Genomic DNA, 19,606 nt, shown 5'->3' on the forward strand with positions numbered 1-19,606 from the left:
GGACGGCAGCGTGACCCTGCTCGGCCCCGCGGCGGGGCGGCTCGGGCTGCGCGGCGTGACGCTCGACACCCGCGCGGCGGCCCGGGCGCTCGAGGCCTGCCCGGGCGTGGCCGAGGCGGCGCTCTTCGCGGATGATCCCGCCCGGCCGCGCCGGCTGGCGGCTGCCCTCGTGGCGGCGCCCGGCGCGCCCCGGCCCGGAGCGGAGGCGCTGCGCGCGCAGCTCGCGCCGCTGGTGCCCGACTTCCTGCTGCCCGACAGCTTCACCTGGCTCGACGCCCTGCCGCGCGATGCCACCGGAGCGCCGGACGCGGACGCACTGCTGCGCCTGCGCCCTGGCCCCCGGCCCGCGCCGGCCGGTGCGCGGGGCGAGCCGGAGGCGACGCTGGCGCGGATCTGGCGCGAGCTGCTGGGGGCGGGGCCCGTCGCGCCGGGCGACAATTTCTTCGATCTCGGCGGCCAGTCGCTGGTGCTGGCCCGGGTACAGGCGGCGATCCGGCGCGAGCTAGGGCTGGCGGTGCCCATGGTCGACCTGTTCCGCTTTCCCACGCTGGAGAGCCTCGCCGCCCATCTGCGCACGCTCGCAGCCGCGCCCGGCGAGACACCATCCGCAGGCTCGCCCGCAATCTCGCCCGCAGCCTCCGGCCCGGCCGAGCGGCCGGGCGACAGCCGGCTGGCCCGTCGCCGGGCGCGGCTGGCAGGCGCGGGGGCGGGGCGCGGGTGAGCGGCACCGGACCCGGCGCCCGGACCGGGGTCTCGCTCTTCCGGCTGGCGCTGCCGCTGGTGCTGCAATCCTGCCTGTCGATGGTGGTGATGCTGGTGGACACCATGATCATCAGCGCCCATTCGCCGGCGGCGGCCGCGGCGGTGAATGTCGCCACCCAGGTGCTGATGGTGGCCTACGAGGTCTCGGCCCTGCTGGGCGTGGGCGGGGTGGTGCTGATCTCCCACGCGCTGGGCCGGGGCGACGTGGCGGCGGCGCGCGCGGTGGCGGCGGTGACGGTGCTGGCGAACGCGCTGCTCGGCCTCGCGGTGGGGGCGCTGCTCGCGCTCGCCGCACCGCTGCTCCTGCGCCTGCTCGACACGCCGGCCGCGCTCACCGGGGAGGCACACCGCTTCATCCTGATCGTGGCGGCGGCCATGGGGTTCAACGGCTTCATGATGGCCGCCATCCCCTGCCTGCGCGGCTTCGGGCGCAACCGCACCATCCTCGGGCTCTGCCTCGTGGCCTACACGCTCTACCTCGGGGCGGAATACGTGCTGATCCTCGGCTGGGGCCCGGTGCCGGCGCTGGGGGTCACCGGCTCGGCGCTGGGCACGCTGGGCATGCGGGTGGTCTGTGCCGTGGCGCTGGGCGCGGTGATGGTGCGCGGGCTGGGGGTGAACCTCTCGCCGCGCGCAGCACCCTGGGGGCGGGTGGGGCGGCTCTTCGCCCTGTCGCTCCCCAGCGTGTCGGACAACATCGCCTACGTGTTCTATCAGCTCATCACCCTGGGCTTCATCACCGGCTTCGGCCTCGCCGGGGTGCTGGCGCGGGCCTACACCATGGTCGCCACCAGCTTCCTCACCCTCGTGATCATGGCGGTGAGCCAGGCCAACGAGGTGCGGCTGGGCTGGCACGGCGGCGGCGGGCGCCCCGAGGCGGTGCAGGGCATGGCGCTGCGCGCCGCCGGGGCGGCGATGCTGCTCGCCACGGCGCTGGCGGCGGCGCTGCACGCGGGCTCCGGCCTCTTCCTCGGCCTCTTCACCGACGACCCGGAGGTGCTGGCGCTGGGGCGCGAGCTGCTGCTGCTCACCGTGGCGCTGCAGCCGGGCTTCGCGCTCAACACCGTGCTCTACCACGCGCTGAAGGGGGTGGGGGACGTGCGCTGGCCGGCGGCGGCGAGCCTGGCCGTCACCTGGGGCATGGGGCTGCCGCTCGCCTGGCTGCTCGCCGTGCATCTCGGGCAGGGGGTGCGCGGGATCTGGCTGGCGATGATCGCCGAGGAGGTGGTGAAGGCCGCGCTCATGCTGGCGCGCTGGCAGGGCCGGCGCTGGCGGGGGCTCGCCCCCGCGTGAGCCGCACGCGGCTTCCCCCGCGTTCCGGAACCGGGCCCTTCATTGACAGTCGCCCCCCGCCCGGCGTTTATTCGGGCGCAGCGACAGCGCCCGGCCGGCCCGGAGCGCCTCAAGCCAATGCACCCTCAACATGACCCCCCGGGAGGCGCCATGCGCATTGGACACCCCATCGCGACCCTTTTGCTTGCTTTCGCCGCTGCCGCTGCCGCCGCCGCCGGCCTGCCCGCCGCGGCGCAAGCCTGCGAGGGCACGCTCATCGAGGAGGCGGCGGTCTATGACGCCCCGCTCTGCGTGCCCGCCGCCCCGGCGCGCGTGGTGGTGCTGGACGCGAGCTTCGGCCTCGGCATCGCCCTCGACGTCGATCTGCCCGTGGCCGGCGCGCCGCTGGAGCTGATGAGCAACGAGGCCCTGGCGGAGGAGGCGCGGGCCCGCGGGGTCACCAGCATCGGCGCGGTGACCGAGCCGAGCCTCGAGCGCATCGTCGGCCTCGCGCCCGATCTCATCATCGGCTTTCCGGGCAACGAGGCGCTGGCGGCCTCGATCTACCCGCAGGTCTCGCAACTCGCGCCCACGCTGCTCTACACCTCGGCGGACTGGCGGGCCTTCTACGGCGTGCTCGCCCGGCTCACCGGCCACGAGGAGGAGATCGCGGAGCGCTTCGCCGCCTACGACGCGCGGCTGGCCGACATCCGCGCCCGCATGCCCGACACCACGGTCTCGGTGCTGCGCATCACCTCGTGGGACTTCCAGGTCTACCTCGACAGCCCCGGTGCCTACGCGCCCTTCGCGGTGATGCGCGACGCGGGCGTGCGCCGCAGCGCCTACGAGACCACCGAGGACCCCGCCGAGGTGCTCAGGCGCCCGGACTGGGAGGAGCTCGCCGCCCTCGACGGCGAGGTGCTGCTCTACATCATCGGCGGCACCAACGATTCCGCCACCAACGGCCGGCAGGAGGAGGTGTTCTCCGACCCGCTCTGGCAGCTGCTGCCCGCGGTGCAGGCCGGCCGGGTGCATGCGATCGACCCCGCGACCTGGATGGAGTTCAGCGGCCTCGCCTCGGCCAACCGGGTGCTCGACGACCTCGAAACCTACGTGATCGGCGGGCAATGAACCGCGGGCAGGGCAGGGAGGTGGCCGGGGTCGCCGGGGCGCTCGGCCTCTGCGCCGCGGCGCTGTGCCTGCTCGCGCTCTGGGCGATGACGGTGGGCAGCTCCGACATCTCGGTGCCGCAGGTGGCGCGCGCGCTCTTCGCGGCCCCCGAGGGGCGGGTGGAGCTGGTGGTGCAGGGCGTGCGCCTGCCGCGGGTGCTCGCGGCGCTCGGCGTGGGGGCGGCGCTGGCGGTGGCTGGGGCGATCATGCAGGCGGTGACCGGCAATCCGCTGGCCGAGCCCGGCCTGCTGGGGGTGAACGCGGGTGCTGCCTTCGCCGTGGTGCTTGCCATCGCGCTGCTGGGCGTCACGGCAGCGGGCAGCCTGCTCTGGGCGGCCTTCGCGGGCGCGGCGGCGGCGGCGGTGCTGGTGCAGGCGCTGGGCTCGGCCGGGCGCTCGGGGCCGACACCGCTGAAGCTGGTGCTGGCGGGGGTGGTGATCGCCACCTTCCTCGGCGCGGTCTCGGCGGCGGTGCTGATCCTCGACGCCCGCACCTTCGAGACGATGCGGCTGTGGACCGCGGGCTCGCTGCGCGGCCGGCAGATGGCGGAGGTGACCGCGGTGCTGCCCTGGCTCGGCGCGGGGCTCGGCGCGGCCCTGCTGGTGGCGGGGCAGTTCACCGCGCTCAGCCTCGGGGCCGACACGGCGCGGGCGCTGGGGCAGAACCAGCCGCTCTGGCGGCTGGTCTCGGCACTGCTCGTGGTGCTGCTTGCGGGCGGGGCGGTGGCGCTTGCCGGACCGCTGGGCTTCGTCGGGCTGGTGGTGCCGCATATCGTGCGGATGAGCCTGGGGGCCGACTACCGCCGCATCCTGCCCTTCTGCGCGCTCGGCGGCGCCGGGCTCACCCTGCTGGCCGACACGCTGCCCCGCGCCGCCTTCGACCGCGACGTGCCGGTGGGCATCACCCTCGCGCTCGTCGGCGCGCCCTTCTTCATCTGGCTCGCCCGCACCCGCATCGGGGGGGCGCCCGCATGAGGGGAACCTGGCTTGCCCTCCTCGCCGTGCTGGCGCTCGCCCTGCTCGGCGCGCTCTCGCTGGGCGACCAGCCGGTGCCGCCGGACCAGGTGCTGGGCGCGCTCGCCGGGGCGGAGGACGTGCCGCCGGCCGCGCGGATGATCGTCACCGGCCTGCGTCTGCCGCGCGCGGTGCTCGCCATGCTGGTGGGCGCGGCGCTGGGCGTGGCCGGGGCCGTGGCCCAGGCGGTGATGCGCAACCCGCTGGCCGAGCCGGGCCTGCTGGGCATCAACGCCGGTGCGGCCCTCGTCGCCATGGTGGTGATCGTGGAGGCGGGGCGGGTGCCCGGGGGGGCGCTGCCCTGGCTCACCTTCGGCGGCGCGCTGGCGATGTGCGCCGCCATCTGGGCGCTGGCCTGGCGGGCGGGCACCAGCTCGCTGCGCATCATCCTCATCGGCGTGGGGCTGAGCGCGATGGCGGGGGCAGGGGCCTCCTTCATCGCCACCTTCGGCGAGGTGAGCGCGGTGCAGCGCGCCATGGCCTGGCTCGCCGGCAGCCTTCAGGACGCGCGCTGGGAGACGGTGCGCCGCCTCGCCGCCTGGGCGGTGCTCCCCGGCCTGCTGGCCTGGGCGGCGGCGCGCGAGCTCGACCTCATCGCCTTCGGCGACACGGTGGCCCGCGGCCTCGGCATGCGGGTGAACGCGGTGCGCGGCGGCATGGCGCTGGCCTGCGCGCTGCTCTCGGGGGCGGCGGTGGCGGCGGCGGGGGTGGTGGCCTTCGTCGGGCTCGCGGCACCGCATCTCGCCCGGCGGCTGGTGGGGCCCGCGCATGGCCGGCTGCTGCCGGCGGCGGCGCTCACCGGCGCGATCCTGGTGCTGGCGGCCGACCTGGTGGCGCGCCGGGCCATGCCGCCGCTGGTGCTGCCCGTGGGGCTGATGACCGCGCTCCTGGGCGCGCCCTTCTTCGGATACCTGCTGTGGAGGCGCCGCGATGAGTGAGCCGCGCACCGGGCTCGCGGCGCGCGGGCTCACCCTCGGATACGGCCGCGGCCCGGTGGTCGACGGGCTCGACCTCGCCATCCCGCCCGGCCGCTTCACCGCCCTGCTGGGCCCGAACGGCTGCGGCAAGTCCACCGCCCTGCGCGGCCTCGCCGGCGCACAGCGCGCCACCGCGGGGCAGGTGCTGCTCGACGGCCGGGCCATCGCCACCCTCGGCAGCCGCGAGCTGGCCCGCCAGCTCGGCGTGCTCACCCAGAGCCCGGCCGCGCCGGAGGGCCTCACGGTCGACGACCTCGTGCGCCAGGGCCGCTACCCGCACCGCAGCCTGTTCGGCGGCTGGAGCGAGGCCGACAGCGCCGCGCTGGAGGAGGCCTACGCCCTCACCGGCACCGGGCATCTGCGCGCGCGGCTGCTCGACACGCTCTCCGGCGGCCAGCGCCAGCGCGCCTGGATCGCGATGACGCTGGCGCAGCAGGGCCGCGTCCTGCTGCTCGACGAGCCCACCACCTATCTCGACCTCGCCCACCAGATCGAGGTGCTGGGCCTGATGCACCGGCTGGTGGCCGAGGGGCGGGCCACCGTGGTCGCCGTGCTGCACGACCTCAACCAGGCGGCGCGCTACGCCGACCACCTGGTGATGATGAAGGCGGGCCGCATCCGCGCCGAGGGCCCGCCTTCGGAGGTGCTCACGCCGGAGGCGGTGCTCGATGTGTTCGGCGTCGCCGTCACCATCATCCCCGACCCGGAGTGCGGCACGCCCCTGTGCATCCCGCGCGCCGAGGGCGCCTTCGGGCGCTGAGCAGGGCGCGCGCGCCCCGGGGCAGGGCTTCGCCCCCGCACGCGCACTTGCCCGTGCACGCCACCGCTCGCGCTGGCTCACGCGGGCGTGTGATTTTGACAACACACCCGCGCAGAGACGCCCGCACCCCTTGCTGGGCGCTTTGACGATCGCGTGACTTCGTGCTTTCTGCGTCGGAACACAGCCAGCTTCTCGCCAGCGCACAGACCCTGCTTGTCGAGAGGACACGTGATGAAGTCGTCACCGCATCTGGCCGCGCTGCTCAGCAGCATTTCCGTCATCGCCGCCACCGCCGCCGGAGCGCAGACCGCGCCGGAGGACGAGGAATTCGCCCTCGAGCCCATCGTCATCTACGGCGACCGCTCGACCTCGGTGGCGGACGAGACCACGTCCAGTGTCGCGGTGATCGACGAGGAGCGCCTCGACAGCCCGACGACCGAGACCGTGCGCGACGCCTTCCGCCAGATCGCCAACGTGCAGGCCGGTGACTGGACCGAGAGCGGCTTCGTGATCCGCGGCATCAACTCCGAGGGCCAGACGCCCGGCGGCCTCGGCGCGCCGCTCGCCTCCTTCTACATCGACGGCGTGCAGCAGACGGTGGAGGGCACCCGCCGCGGCCTGCGCGGCACCTTCGACACCGAGCAGCTCGAGGTCTACCGCGGCCCGCAGTCCACCCTCACCGGCCGCGCGGCGCTGGCGGGTGCGATGTACCTGCGCACGCGTGACCCGATCTTCGAGGAGGAAACCCGCGCCCAGGTGACCTACGGCGAGAACAACCACCGCCAGGCCGGGCTCGCCTACAACAACTTCCTCGGCGACAAGCTGGCCTTCCGCATCGCCGGCGAGTGGTCGAAGAAGGACAACGACCTCAACTACCCCTCCTACGCCCGCTTCGGCCGCTACGACGACATCACCGAGGACGAGTACTACTCGGTGCGCGGCAAGGTGCTCTGGCGCCCCGACGGCACCAACCGCACCCGGGTGCTGCTGAGCGGCGCGCATTACTACGACAACCCCGTGCCCAACGACATCGCCGGCCCGGGCTGGAGCACCGGCGCGCCGGGCTACGGCGAGGACCGCGGCGATGTCTGGGGCGACATCCTGCCCGACCTCTACGCCGGCCTCGGCCTCTCCGAGCTGCCCGCCTTTCAGGACGTGCGCAAGACCAATGTCGACAGCTGGGGCCTCGAGGTGACGCATGAGATCGACGCCGATCTCACCTTCACCTCGATGACCGGCTGGAGCCGCTCGCTCACCGACCGGCACTCGATCAACGACGGCACGCCGGGCGAATTCCTCACCACCAAGGGCAAGTTCGACCAGAGCCTGATGAGCCAGGAACTGCGGCTGAACTTCGACAACGGCCCGCTGCGCTGGGTGGCCGGCTTCTACGCCGCGCAGGAGGACCAGGACTCGTTCCGCGACCAGACCCTGCTCTCGGTCGACCACAGCCGCAACACCGCCGAGATCCAGAACCTCGCCGGCTTCGGCGAGATCTCCTACGAGGTGATCGACGACGTGCGCCTCATCGCCGGCGGCCGGGTGGACTACATCCACCAGGAGCAGACGGCCTTCTACTCGGTCAACGGCGTCACCACCGCCGACAGTTCCTCCACCTACAACGACACCGTCTTCATCCCCAAGCTCGGGGTGGAGTGGAACTTCCTGCCCGACCACACGCTCGCCTTCGTCTACACCGAGGGCTACCGGCCCGGCGGCTCGGGGGTCTACGCCGCCGACGGCACGCAGTACGACTACGAGGCCGAGTGGGCGCAGAACTACGAGCTCTCCTACCGCGGCCGCTTCCTGCAGGGCCGGCTGGGCGTGGCGGCCAACGTGTTCTACCAGAACTGGGACGACCAGCAGGTGGAGTTCTGGGCCGACCCGTTCGACAGCTCGACCAGCTACATCACCAACGCCGGCAAGTCCGAGTCCTACGGCGCCGAGCTGGAGTTGTCCTGGGCGGCGACGGAGAAGCTCTCGCTCTACTCCTCCGTGGGCCTGCTGCACACCGAGTTCACCGATTTCGAGGTGGCGGGCACCGACTATTCCGGGCTGGAATTCCCCGGCGCGCCCAACGAGACCCTCTCGCTCGGCTTCCGCTGGGGCGCGCCGCTGGGCTTCTTCGCCACCGGCAACGTGACCTACACCGGCTCCTCCGTGTCGCGGCTGGAGCAGGGGGTGGCGAACCCGGTCGGCCTCGATGCCTACACCACGGTGGACATCTCGGCCGGCTATGCCTGGGAGCAGTTCCGCCTCACCGCCTACGCGACCAACCTGTTCGACGAGCGCTACTACACCTACGAGTACGGCCCCGGCGCCTATGCCACGCTGGGCGACCGCCGCGAGGTGGGCCTGCGCCTCGACGTCGCCTTCTGAGGCAACGCCCCGCGCGGCGCGCGGCCTTCCCGGCGGGGCGCCGGGAGGGGCGGCGCGCCGCCGCACAGGAGACCCGGGAGCGCGCCGACGCTCCCGGTGCAAGGCCCCGCCGCCACGGGCGGGTGAAGGAGAGACCGACATGACCCTCGAGGCCCGCGCCCGCCTGGCCCAGCCGGCCCGGCGCGCCATTCCCGCATTCCGCGACGCGGCCGAACGCGCCGAGGTCGCCGTGCAGGAGCGCGACGGCGTGCTGCTGCTCACCCTGCAGCGCGGCGCGGTGGAGGTTTCGGCCGAGGGGGCGGGCACCGCGATCCGGCTGCTCGCCGATGAGCCGGTCTCGCTGCAGATGCTGCGCGACCTCGTGGCCGAACGCGTGGCCGCCCTCGGCCTCGCGCTCGAGTGGCAGAGCCGGGAGGCCGGCACCCGGCCGGCGAACCTCAGCCTCGCGCGCATCGAGCGGCTGGAGCGGATCTCGCCCTCCTACGTGCGGGTGACCGTGACCGGCCCCGACCTCGCGCGCTTTGCCGATGGCGGCATGCATTTCCGCCTGCTGCTGGGGCCCGAGGGCGCCGACTGGCCGGACACAGACGAGGCCGGGGTCACCCGCTGGCCCGGCGGCGTGGCGGCCTGGCACCGGCCGGTCTACACCACCCGCAGCCTCGAGCCGCTCGGCATGGAAGGCGCCGCGCGCCTCGGCTTCGACGTGTTCCTGCACGCGGGCGGCCGGGTGACCGACTGGGTGGGGCGCGCCGCGCCGGGCGCCGAGATCGCCCTCACCGGCCCGGGCGGCGGCATGCCGGTGCCGGCACCCTGGGTGGGGGTGATCGGCGACGAGACGGCCGTGCCCGTGGCCGCGCGCATCCTCGCCGCCATGCCGCCGGAAACCGTGGGCGAGGCGGTGCTCTTCGTGCCCGAGGCGGCGGATGTGCAGGTGCTGGCCCATCCGCCCGGCCTGCGCCTGCGCTGGGTGCTGCGCGGCGGGGCGGAAACCCCGCTCGACGCGCTGCGCGCCCTCACGCCGCCCGCAGCCGACCGGCACCTGTTCTTCGCCGCCGAACGTGCCGAGGCCGTCGCCGCCCGCGCGCATCTCAGAACGCTGGGCTTCGGGCGCGGCACCTTCGTGGCCTCCGCCTACTGGCACGCCCCCGGCTCCGACGACGACCACGACCACGACTGAGCCTGCTGGCCCCGCCGGGTCGCGCGCCCGGCGCCGGATCTTTGCACCCCGCGGTACGGCGCCTCGCGACCAGTGGCACCGGCGCGACCATCCGGCGTCGCCCCGGGGGGCGCCCGCTTCGCCGATCCGGTGATCTGCCCGGCACTGCCCCGCGTTGCCCTCGCCGTCAGGGCCCACTGGCGCAGCCGGGGCGCAGCGGCCTTGCCCGGTGATCGGCGGTCGGTGCAGGAACTCTGCCGACAGCCCGGAGCTTACGCCGCCCGCGAGCGCACGGCAAAACGCCCGGCGCGGGGGGATCCGGCCGGGCGTTCCGTCTGTCGCGGGGGGAGGGGCGTCAGTGCATGCGCCCGCCGCCGGGCACCGGGCGTTCGGGGGTGATGAGCACGATGTCGCCATTCTCGTCGGGCAGGCCGAGGACGAGCACTTCGGACATGAAGCGGCCGATCTGCCGGGGCGGGAAGTTCACCACCGCCATCACCTGCCGCCCGATGAGGGTTTCGGGCTCGTAATGCACGGTGACCTGCGCCGAGCTGCGCTTCTCGCCGATCTCCGGGCCGAAGTCGATCCAGAGCTTGATCGCGGGCTTGCGCGCCTCGGGATAGGGTTCGGCACGGGTGACCGTGCCGACGCGGATATCGACCTTCAGGAAGTCGTCGAAGCTGATCTGGTCCATCTGTCCTCCTCACTCGGGGAAGGACTTAACCGCCTGCCCGAAGCGGGGGCAAGCGGCGAAGGGATCACTTCTGCAGCTTCGCCGCCATGTCCTGCAGCTCGGCGACCGATTCCTTGATGCGCGCGGAGACGATCGTGTAGGCGTCGGCATTGGCCTTCTGCGCGGTCTCGGCCAGCATCTTCATGTTGGCGAGCGCCTTCTGCACGGCGGCCTTGGTGAGCTCGGTCTGGGCCGCGGCGGACTCGGGGGACAGCTTGGAGGCGTCGAAACCCTTCATCTGCTTCTGCGCCTCGGACATGGTCTCCTCGAAGATCGCGACCTGCTTCTTGAACAGGTCCTGGTAGCCGGCGGCAGCGGCCTTGTTGGCCTCCACGAGCGCGTCCATGTTCTTCTTCTGGGTCGCCATGAGCTCTTCCGGGCTCACCGCGGGAAACTTCATCTCGGTCATCATCTTGGTGAAATCCGGAGTCTTGAACATTTCCATCATCTTTTCTGTGTCAAAGGGAAACAGGTTCTTGTCGAACATCGTGGGCTCTCCTCGTGGTTGATTCTCTCCGAGGCTCAACTTGGTGCGCTGCACCGCAGTATTCAAGGGAATTTTTGCTGCACCGCACAAAAAGCCCGGGGCGCCCGCGCGCAGCATGAAACAGGCGCCCCGGAGGGGCACCTGTGCGAGGGGGCAGGGGGCGCTCAGCCGTTGCCGAACTGCAGGCGGTAGAGATCGGCGTAGAGCCCGTCGCGGTCCAGCAGTTCCTGGTGGGTGCCGCGCTCCACGATGCGGCCCTGGTCCATGGCGCAGATCAGGTCGCTGTCGAGGATGGTGGAGAGCCGGTGCGCGATCACCAGCGTGGTGCGCCCGGCGGTGAGCCGCTTCAGCGCGCCGCGGATGGCGGCCTCGCTCTCGGCGTCGAGGGCGGAGGTGGGCTCGTCGAGCAGCAGGATCGGCGCGTCGCGCAGGATGGCCCGCGCGATGGCGAGGCGCTGGCGCTCGCCGCCGGAGAAGGAGCCGCCCTCCTCGCCCAGCCGCGTGTCGAAGCCGTTGGGCAGGCGGGAGATGAAGTCGTAGGCGGCGGCGTCGCGCGCGGCGGCCTCGATCTGCTCGCGGCTGGCGCCGGGGCGGCCGAAGCCGATGTTGGCCGCGATCGTGTCGGTGAGCAGCACCGAGTCCTGGCTCACCAGCGCCACCTGGTCGCGCAGCGAGGCGAGGGTGACCTCGCGCAAATCGTGGCCGTCGAGCGTCACCGCGCCGGAGGTGGCGTCGTAGAGCCGCGGGATGAGGTTGAACACGGTCGACTTGCCGGCCCCCGAGCGGCCCACCAGTGCCACGGTCTGGCCGGGTGCGATGTCGAGGTCGATGCCGCGCAGGGCCATCGAGCCGTCGGGATAGGCGAAATGCACGTCGCGGAAGCTCAGCGCGCCCTGCACGCGGGGCAGGGGCTTCGCGCCCGGGCGGTCGACCACGGTGTTCTCGGCGTCGAGCAGCGTGTAGATGCGCGCCAGCGCGGCGAGGCCCTGGTTGGCCAGCGTGAAGATGGCGCCGATCTTGCGCATCGGCTGCGAGGCGATGGCGAGCCCGGCGAGGAAGCCGGAGAAATCGCCGATGGTGTTGGTGCCGTTGGCGATGCGGGTGCCCACGAAGAGTACGAGCCCGGCGAGTGCTATGCCCCCCAGCGCCTCCATCATCGGCTCCACCCGGGCCTGCTGGTCCATCATCTTCACCTTGAGGCTGCGCAGGCCGTCGAAGCTCTCGTTCGCGGTGTCGGCGAGGTAGTTCTCCAGCCGGTAGGTCTTGGCGAGGCGGGCGCCGCCGAGGCCCTCGTTCACCTTCGCGGTCATCTGGCCGATCTGCGCCTGGGTCTGGCGGCTGAGGCGCTTGAGCCGCGCGCCGATGGCGTTGATCGGGGTCATCGCCAGCAGGAAGATCGCCATGGTGCCCAGCGTCATCACCCAGTCGATGAGCAGCATCTGGGTGAAGGCGCCGATGATGGTGGCCACGGCCGCCACCGTGTTCACGCCCCGGTCCATCACCTCGCGCACCAGGCCGATGTCGGCGGTGAAGCGCGCGCCGAGCGAGGCGGGGGCCTCCTGCTGCATGCGCGCGAGATCGGCGCCGAGCAGGGCGCCGTACATCGCCTTCTGCAGGTCGGCCTCGATGGTGGTCATGGTGCGGATGTTGAGGGTTTTCTGCAGGTAGAGTGCCGCGCCGCGCGGCAGGGTGATGCCGAGGATGATCGCCGGCGCCCAGGCCAGCGCGGCCGTGTCCTTCGCGTCGAACGCATCCACCAGCCAGGCGGTGGCGCGCACCATGAAGGCGGTGGTCACGGCATAGATCAGCGTCATCAGCCCCGAGAGCGCCAGCATGCGCCAGTGGCGGCGCACGTAGGTGCGCCACAGGCGGCCATAGCCGGTGGCGAGGGTCAGGCCGTCGGCCTCGGCACTGTGCATCGTCGTCGTCTCCTCATGGGGCAACGCGCCCCGCGGCGGCCGGGACTTACCATGCGCCGCGCGCCATGCCAAACTGCATGCCGGGCCGCGGCTTTCAAGATGCGGCGAGCGGCGGGGCGGCACGGAGGGCAGGGCGGCATGGCACTGGGCGGGATCGGGCTCATCCTGGTGGAGACGGGGGGCACGCGGCAGGTGCTGCGCTTTTCCGGCCCCGAGGAGCTGCAATCGCTCGACGACCTGCCGCAGGCGGGCGTGCTGGCGCTCGACCCGCCCATCGGCCGGCAGCGGCTGGTGGAACTGCAGACCCTCGCCAAGGATGCGCGCGAGATCCGGGTGACGGCGGGCGCGCGCGAGGCGCTGGGGCCCGACACCGGATTCGGCATGGAGTATTTCGGCCTGCACGCCGCCTCTCCGGACAGCCCGCCCGAGGACATCTGGATCCTGCGTCCGCGGCGCGACGCGGTGTTCGCCGTGCCGGTCAAGCGCGCGCTGGCCGAGCCCTTCACCCTCGCGGTGCTGCCCTTCCGCTCGCCCTCGGGGGACCGGAACATGCGCCTGCGGGCGCGCGGCCTCTCGGACGACGTGAACATGGGGCTCACCCGCTTCTCCGAGCTCTCGGTGATGGCACGCGGCACGTCGCGGGTGTGGCGCGACACGCTGCTGCCGCCCTTCGAGATCGGCCAGCGCATGCGGGTGCGCTTCGTCATCTCGGGCTCGCTGTCGGAGCGGGCGGGGATGATGCGCTTCGACGTCTCGCTCACCGAAAGCGCCTCGGGCCGGGCGATCTGGGCCGAGCGCTTCCAGCGCCCGCCCGAGCTGCTCTTCGCCGTGGCAGAGGAGGTGGCGGACCGCATCACCGCCGCCACCGCGCTGGGCATCTCCGAGCGCGAATACGCCCGCCAGGCGGTGAGCCTGCCGCCCGAGGACCTGCGGGCGACCGACATGGTGCTGCGCGCCCAGGCGCTGCTCTACGCGCCCTCGGCCAACTCGGTGGCCGAGGTGGAGCGGCTGTGCAGCGTGGCCCTCGACCTCGACCCCGGCTACGCGCGGGCGCTCTCGCTGCTGTCGCGCTGCGAGAACCTGCGCTGGCGCCACGGCTGGACCACCCACCCCGAGCGCACGCTGCAGAGCGCGCTCGCCTTCGCCCAGCGCGCGGTCGACGCCGAGCCGCGCGACGCCCGGGCCCATGGCGAGATCGGCTATGCCCGGCTCTATCGCAAGGAGCACGCGCTCTCCGTGGCCGCCTACGAGGAGGCGCTGCGGCTCAACCCCAACGACGCCGACCTGCTGGCCGACGCGGCCGATGCCTTCTCCCATTGCGGGCGCGCGGCGGAGGCGCTGCCGATGCTCGAGCGGGCGATGCAGCTCAACCCCTGGTTCCCGGACCTCTACCTCTGGCTCATGGCCGGGGTGCAGTTCAACCTGCGCCGCTACGACGAGGCGGTGCGCACAGTGCTGCGCATGCAGGACCCGACCCAGGGCCGCCGGGTGCTCGCGGCCGCCTACGCCCATCTCGGCCAGCGCGAGGCGGCCGAGCGCGAGGCCTGGCGCATCCGCGCCGCCTTCCCGCGCTTCACGGTGGAGAGCTGGATCGGCGTGGTGCCCGAGCAGAACCCCGCCGACCTCGAACACCTCGCCGCCGGCCTGCGCCTCGCCGGCCTGCCCTGAGAGCTCCCGGAGGCACCGCCCCGGGCGGCGCGTCCCTCCCGCCAGCGCGGCCCCGCCACCGCGAAGGGCCTGCCCGCGCGCAGGAGACCGCCGCCCCTTGCACGGCGTGGCGTGGCGGGCACGCTCCTCACGGCAAGACGGCAAGACGGCAAGACGGCAAGACGGCAAGACGGCAAGACGGCAAGACGGCAAGACGGCAAGACGGCCGTGCCGGATGCGGCGAGCGCTGCCGTCGGCGGTGGGTGGGGCGGTGACCGGAGCGGCGCCGGCGGGATGGCCGGCCTGCCGGGTCCGGCCGCAGCGCCCCCGTTCCGTCATCCGGAACGAGGCGCTGCGGCTCAGCGGGCGCGCCGGGCCGGGCGCCCGGGGCCGGCGGGGGCGCGGAGCAGGGCCTCGAGGAACCAGCGGTCGCCGGAATTGCTCAGCGCCCGCGTGGCGGCGCCGGGCGCGAGCCAGACCGGCTCGTGCGCGGCCTCGCGCGGCGGGCCGTGGCGGGCGACGGCGGCGCACAGGTAGATATGGCACACCTTGCGCGCCCAGAGATCGTATTCCGGCATGTAGGTGAAGCGCTGGTAGGCCCCGAGGCGCAGGCGCGGGGCGATGCGCCAGCCGGTCTCCTCGAAGGCCTCGCGGTGCAGGGCCTGCAGCGGGCTCTCGCCGGGGTCGATGCCGCCTCCGGGCAGCTGGATCTCGTGCTCGGGCACATGCGTCTCGGTCACCAGAAGCCCGCCGGCCCCGAGGATGATCGCATAGGCCCCGGGACGGGTGGTGTAGCGGCGGCCGGGCTCGGCCGGCTCCCCGAATCTGCGCAGCATCGGCCTGTCTCTCCCCTCGGTCGCGAGTCGTTCTTCCCCCGAGCGATACCGGTTCGCCACCCCGAGCGATAGCGCTTGAACCCCCGGGCGATAGCGCCTGCCCCGTCGGGCGAGGGCGGCGCGCCCGCTCGCGGCGCGGCCCCGCGCGGGTGGCAGCTTGCAGGTGAACGCGCAGATGGCGGCGCCTGCCGTGGCGCGGCGGGCAGGCGGGCCTCCGCCGGGGCCCCGGGGCCGGGGGCATCGTGGATTGACCTTGCGTCGGGCGCGCGGGCTATTATGTGGTGCGTTTCGCGCAGTCAGCCGCCAGGAGGTTCCCATGACAACCGCAGCCCAGATCGCGTGGGACGACATGATCCTGCCCTTCCAGCTCGACCGTGCCGACATCCGCGGCCGCGTCGCCCGGCTCGACGGCACGCTCGACACCATCCTCGACCAGCACGCCTACCCGGCGCCGGTGGCCGACCTCGTGGCCGAGGCCTGCCTGCTCACCGCGCTGATCGGCCAGACCATGAAGATGAACTGGCGCCTGTCGCTGCAGGTGCGCGGCGAGGGCCCGATCCGGCTCATCGCCACCGACTACTTCGCCCCCGACGAGGAGGGCGAGCCGGCCCGCGTGCGCGCCTACGCGAGCTTCGACGCCGACCAGCTGCCCGAGCGCACGCCCGACGCCTTCCCGCTGCTCGGCCGCGGCGTGTTCGGCATGCTCATCGACCAGGGCCGCGGCACCGCGCCCTACCAGGGGCTCACGCCGCTCTCCGGCGGCTCGCTCTCGGCCTGCGCGGAGACCTATTTCGCCCAGTCCGAGCAGATCGCCACGCGCTTCCTGCTCTCCGCCGCGCAGGCGGGCGTGCCGGGGCGCGGGCTCACCTGGCGCGCGGGCGGGGTGATGCTGCAGCACATGCCCAAGGCCTCGCCCTTCGCCGCCGAGCAGCCGGGGGGCGAGGACGGGCTGCTCTCGGCCGCCGATGTCGTCTCCGGCGAGGAGGGCGAGAACTGGGCCCGGGTGAACTACCTGCTCGACACCGCCGAGACCCATGAGCTCGTCGGCCCGCATGTCTCGCCCGACCAGCTCCTCGTGCGGCTGTTCCACGAGGAGGCCCCGCGCGTCTACGACGCCCAGTCCGTGCGCTTCGGCTGCACCTGCTCGGCGGAGAAGGTGGTGGGCGCCATGGCCCAGTACTCGGCCCGCGACATCGGCCACATGACCAACGAGGATGGCAACCTCACCGCCGATTGCCAGTTCTGCGGCGCGCATTACGAGTTCGACCCGCGCACGCTGGGCTTCGAGGCCGACCGCTGAGACCCGCCCGCGCCGCCCCGGCCGGCGGCGCGGCCACCGGGGCAGGGAGGCCCGCATGAGCGACGCTGCGAGACCTCCCGTGCCGCCCGGCGCGGGCAACGCCTTCGAAAGCCCCTTCGCCGGCCGGCTGCTCTCGGAACAGGTGACCAACCCCAACATCTCCGTGGGGCGCTACAGCTACTACTCGGGCTATTACCACGGCCATTCCTTCGACGATTGCGCCCGCTACCTCTCGCCCGGCCCGGACGCGGTCGACCGGCTGATCATCGGCAGCTTCTGCTCCATCGGCACCGGGGCCTGCTTCGTGATGGCGGGCAACCAGGGCCATCGGGCGGACTGGGTGTCGAGCTTCCCCTTCCACTACATGGCCGACGAACCCGCCTTCGCCGGCGCGGCGGACGGCTACCTGCCGGCCGGTGACACGGTGGTGGGCAGTGATGTCTGGATCGGGGCCGAGGCGATGATCCTGCCCGGCCTGCGCATCGGTGACGGCGCGGTGATCGGCGCCCGCGCGGTGGTCACGCGCGACGTCGCCCCCTACCAGGTCGTGGCCGGAAACCCCGCCCGCCCGCTGCGCAGCCGCTTCCCCGAGGCGGAGGTGGCGCTGCTGCTGGAGATGCGCTGGTGGGACTGGCCGCTCGAGCGCCTCGCCCCCGCGATGCCGCTCCTGTGCTCGGGCGACGTGGCGGGCCTTCACGCCCTCTGGCGGACCGCGCAGGGCTGAGGGCGGCGCCCCGGCCCGGGGAGCAAGGTCTTGTGTTAACGTCTTTCTGTTCCCATATTGCTTGGGCAGGCGCGGTCGCCGCAACGGGGCCCGCCGGCAAGTCGCTTTGCAAGAAGGGCTAGACCATGACCAGGGTATCCTTTGCCTCCCACCCCTACCTGCTGGGGTTCGAACAGCTCGACAGGCTGGTCGAACGCACCGCCAAGTCCGGCAACGAGGGGTATCCCCCGTACAACATCGAACAGTCCGGGGAAGGGTCGTACCGCATCACCCTGGCCGTCGCTGGCTTCCGCGAGGAAGATCTCTCGGTGACAATCGAGGACAACCAGCTCGTGATCCGAGGTCGCAACACCGACGAGACCGAGGGTCGGGTTTTCCTGCATCGCGGCATCGCCACCCGCCAGTTCCAGCGCGCCTTCGTGCTGGCCGAGGGTGTCGAGGTCGCAACCGCGCGGCTCGATTGCGGGCTGCTGCACGTGGATCTCGTTCGCCACGCCCCCGAAAGCGTGGTGCGCAAGATCGAGATCACCCGAGATCGGTAAGGAAGGAGCTTTCCTATGAACACCGAGAACATGAAGAACACCCATTCCGCCCTGCCGCTGGCCTATGTGCGCCGCGTGCACACCAGTGATCTGCCGCCGCAGATCGAGGTGCCCGAGGGCGTCACCGATCTCTACGCCATCCATGACGAGAGCGGCGAGCCGCTCGCGCTGGTGGGAGACCGCAAGATGGCCTTCGCCGTGGCCCGCCAGAACGATTACACCCCGGTGAGCGTGCACTGATCGCCACTGCCCCCCCTCTCTGCCGCCGGCGGGGAGGGGGACCGCCTTTCCGGCACCCCTGCCGGCCGCGCTCCGCCGCCGGCCGGGCCCGATATCCCCTCCGTAAAGCCTCTGCCAGAGCCGACGGTGCCGCGCGCGCCGCCGGCTTTCGTCATGCCCGCAGCTCGGGCGCGCTGCCGCATTCGCAGGCGCAGCATGCGGCGGGCTGACCGCCTCGCAGGCAGGAATTTCGCCATGCCCGAAAATTCCGCTTGCGAGAATTTGACCATTGGGTCAACATTCTCCCCAGGCACCCGACGAGGCACCTACAGGGAGATAACCGATGGACCCCCAGCGCATGCCCGGAATCCGGCCGGGGCGGCTCGACGAAGACACGCTCGCGGCGCATTTCTCCGACCTGCACGCCCCGCTCACCCCGCATGAGGCGCTGGTGGCGGCGGACCGCTGCTACTTCTGCCACGACGCGCCCTGCGTGACGGCCTGCCCCACCTCCATCGACATCCCGCTCTTCATCCGCCAGATCGCCACCGAGCAGCCGAAGGCCTCGGCGAAGACCATCTTCGCCCAGAACATCCTCGGCGGCATGTGCGCCCGCGTCTGCCCCACCGAGACGCTGTGCGAGGAGGCCTGCGTGCGCGAGGCGGCGGAGGGTCGGCCGGTGGAGATCGGCCGCCTGCAGCGCTTCGCCACCGACGCGATGATGGCCGCCGGCACCCATCCCTTCACCCGCGCCGCCGCCACCGGAAAGCACGTCGCCGTGGTGGGGGCAGGGCCCGCGGGCCTCGCCTGCGCGCATCGCCTCGCGCTGAAGGGCCATGACGTGACCCTCTACGACGCCCGGCCCAAGGCCGGCGGGCTCAACGAATACGGCATCGCCGCCTACAAGAGCACCGGCGACTTCGCCCAGGCCGAGCTCGACTGGCTGCTCGCCATCGGCGGCATCACCCTGCGCACCGGCGCGCGGCTCGGGGCCGAGCTGTCGCTCGATGCGCTGCGGGCCGAGCATGACGCGGTGTTCCTCGGCATCGGCCTCTCGGGGGTGAACGCGCTCGAGGTCGACGGTGCCGCGCGCGAGGGCGTGGCCGACGCGGTCGATTTCATCGCCGAGCTGCGCCAGGCGCAGGAGCTCTCCGCCCTGCCGGTGGGCCGCAACGTGGTGGTGCTCGGCGGCGGCATGACGGCGGTGGACGCGGCCGTGCAGTCGAAGCTGCTGGGCGCCGAGAATGTCACCATCGTCTACCGCCGCGGCCAGGAGCGCATGTCCGCCAGCGGCTTCGAGCAGGAGCTTGCCGCCAGCAAGGGTGTCACCCTGCGTTTCAACGCCCGCCCCGTGGCGGTGCTGGGCAATGGCGCGGTGCGCGAGGTGGAGTTCGAGTACACCGAGGAGGGGCCCGACGGGCTCACCGGCACCGGCGAGACCTTCTGCATCCCCGCCGACCAGGTGTTCCGCGCCATCGGCCAGACCCTGGGCGACGTACCCGCCGGCCTCACGCTGGAGCGCGGCAAGATCCGGGTGGACGCCGAGGGCTTCACCGGGCTCGAGGGGGTCTGGGCGGGCGGCGACTGCGCCACGGGCGGCGACGACCTCACCGTGACCGCCGTGGCCGAGGGGCGCGACGCGGCCGAGGCCATTCATCGGGCGCTTTCGTGATGCTACACTGGCCTTTTCCTGGCAGCACCGGGGAGGAG

At 72.9% G+C, this 19,606-nt stretch carries 18 protein-coding genes; 14 read left to right on the forward strand and 4 right to left on the reverse strand.

Annotated features, from left to right (window positions below):
* The 8 genes from D3P35_RS23415 to D3P35_RS23450 all read left to right on the forward strand — a co-directional run.
* A partial coding sequence (locus D3P35_RS23415) for a phosphopantetheine-binding protein (protein ID WP_232830612.1) occupies positions 1-721 on the forward strand: 721 nt, incomplete at its 5' end.
* Positions 718-2,055: an MATE family efflux transporter gene (locus tag D3P35_RS23420; protein WP_198670778.1), complete on the forward strand. Its 1,338-nt coding sequence runs from the start codon at positions 718-720 to the stop codon at positions 2,053-2,055. The genes D3P35_RS23415 and D3P35_RS23420, both read left to right, overlap by 4 nt.
* A 150-nt stretch (positions 2,056-2,205) precedes the next feature.
* Positions 2,206-3,165 (forward strand): iron-siderophore ABC transporter substrate-binding protein, encoded by a 960-nt coding sequence (locus tag D3P35_RS23425; RefSeq protein WP_118138356.1) that lies wholly within the window; start codon positions 2,206-2,208, stop codon positions 3,163-3,165.
* Positions 3,162-4,178 (forward strand): iron ABC transporter permease, encoded by a 1,017-nt coding sequence (locus D3P35_RS23430; RefSeq protein WP_118138357.1) that lies wholly within the window; start codon positions 3,162-3,164, stop codon positions 4,176-4,178. The genes D3P35_RS23425 and D3P35_RS23430 overlap by 4 nt, the downstream gene beginning before the upstream one ends.
* Positions 4,175-5,155: an iron ABC transporter permease gene (locus D3P35_RS23435; protein ID WP_118138358.1), complete on the forward strand. Its 981-nt coding sequence runs from the start codon at positions 4,175-4,177 to the stop codon at positions 5,153-5,155. Before D3P35_RS23430 ends, D3P35_RS23435 begins: the two co-directional genes overlap by 4 nt.
* Positions 5,148-5,954, forward strand: coding sequence for an ABC transporter ATP-binding protein (locus tag D3P35_RS23440; RefSeq protein ID WP_118138359.1), 807 nt, complete (start codon positions 5,148-5,150; stop codon positions 5,952-5,954). Before D3P35_RS23435 ends, D3P35_RS23440 begins: the two co-directional genes overlap by 8 nt.
* 231 nt (positions 5,955-6,185) lie before the next feature.
* On the forward strand, positions 6,186-8,333 hold the full coding sequence (locus D3P35_RS23445) for a TonB-dependent receptor (RefSeq protein WP_118138360.1): 2,148 nt from the start codon (positions 6,186-6,188) through the stop codon (positions 8,331-8,333).
* A 139-nt stretch (positions 8,334-8,472) separates the two neighbouring features.
* Positions 8,473-9,510, forward strand: a complete 1,038-nt coding sequence (locus D3P35_RS23450) for a siderophore-interacting protein (RefSeq protein WP_118138361.1) — start codon at positions 8,473-8,475, stop codon at positions 9,508-9,510.
* 334 nt (positions 9,511-9,844) lie between these two features.
* On the opposite strand, the gene D3P35_RS23455 is transcribed toward D3P35_RS23450, so the two are convergent.
* The 3 genes from D3P35_RS23455 to D3P35_RS26600 form a co-directional block, all read right to left on the reverse strand.
* Positions 9,845-10,183: a tRNA-binding protein gene (locus D3P35_RS23455; RefSeq protein WP_118138362.1), complete on the reverse strand. Its 339-nt coding sequence runs from the start codon at positions 10,181-10,183 to the stop codon at positions 9,845-9,847.
* Between the two features lie 64 nt (positions 10,184-10,247).
* On the reverse strand, positions 10,248-10,709 hold the full coding sequence (locus D3P35_RS23460; RefSeq protein WP_157982284.1) for a phasin family protein: 462 nt from the start codon (positions 10,707-10,709) through the stop codon (positions 10,248-10,250).
* Between the two features lie 164 nt (positions 10,710-10,873).
* Positions 10,874-12,628, reverse strand: a complete 1,755-nt coding sequence (locus D3P35_RS26600) for an ABC transporter ATP-binding protein (protein ID WP_198670779.1) — start codon at positions 12,626-12,628, stop codon at positions 10,874-10,876.
* Positions 12,629-12,766: 138 nt separating this feature from the next.
* Here D3P35_RS26600 and D3P35_RS26605 point away from each other — a divergent pair, with 138 nt between their 5' ends.
* Positions 12,767-14,296, forward strand: a complete 1,530-nt coding sequence (locus tag D3P35_RS26605) for a tetratricopeptide repeat protein (protein WP_198670780.1) — start codon at positions 12,767-12,769, stop codon at positions 14,294-14,296.
* Positions 14,297-14,634: 338 nt separating this feature from the next.
* Here D3P35_RS26605 and D3P35_RS23470 read toward each other — a convergent pair whose 3' ends face one another.
* Positions 14,635-15,111, reverse strand: coding sequence for an NUDIX domain-containing protein (locus D3P35_RS23470; RefSeq protein WP_118138365.1), 477 nt, complete (start codon positions 15,109-15,111; stop codon positions 14,635-14,637).
* A 316-nt stretch (positions 15,112-15,427) separates the two neighbouring features.
* Between D3P35_RS23470 and D3P35_RS23475 the strand changes: the two genes are divergently transcribed.
* From D3P35_RS23475 to D3P35_RS23495, 5 genes are all read left to right on the forward strand, one after another.
* Complete coding sequence (locus tag D3P35_RS23475; RefSeq protein ID WP_118138366.1) at positions 15,428-16,411, forward strand: Hsp33 family molecular chaperone HslO; 984 nt, start codon at positions 15,428-15,430, stop codon at positions 16,409-16,411.
* Positions 16,412-16,466: 55 nt separating this feature from the next.
* Positions 16,467-17,135 (forward strand): type B chloramphenicol O-acetyltransferase, encoded by a 669-nt coding sequence (gene catB, locus D3P35_RS23480; RefSeq protein WP_118138367.1) that lies wholly within the window; start codon positions 16,467-16,469, stop codon positions 17,133-17,135.
* A gap of 125 nt (positions 17,136-17,260) precedes the next feature.
* Positions 17,261-17,677 carry an Hsp20 family protein gene (locus D3P35_RS23485; RefSeq protein WP_118138368.1) on the forward strand — a complete coding sequence of 139 codons (417 nt, stop codon included), beginning with the start codon at positions 17,261-17,263 and terminating at the stop codon, positions 17,675-17,677.
* A gap of 15 nt (positions 17,678-17,692) precedes the next feature.
* Positions 17,693-17,917: a DUF1150 family protein gene (locus D3P35_RS23490; RefSeq protein WP_118138369.1), complete on the forward strand. Its 225-nt coding sequence runs from the start codon at positions 17,693-17,695 to the stop codon at positions 17,915-17,917.
* Between the two features lie 322 nt (positions 17,918-18,239).
* Positions 18,240-19,568, forward strand: a complete 1,329-nt coding sequence (locus D3P35_RS23495; protein WP_118138370.1) for an NAD(P)-dependent oxidoreductase — start codon at positions 18,240-18,242, stop codon at positions 19,566-19,568.
* Positions 19,569-19,606 lie beyond the last annotated feature (38 nt).

Origin of the sequence: Oceanicella sp. SM1341, from assembly GCF_003448965.1 — a bacterium.
In the GTDB taxonomy this organism is placed as follows: domain Bacteria; phylum Pseudomonadota; class Alphaproteobacteria; order Rhodobacterales; family Rhodobacteraceae; genus Paroceanicella.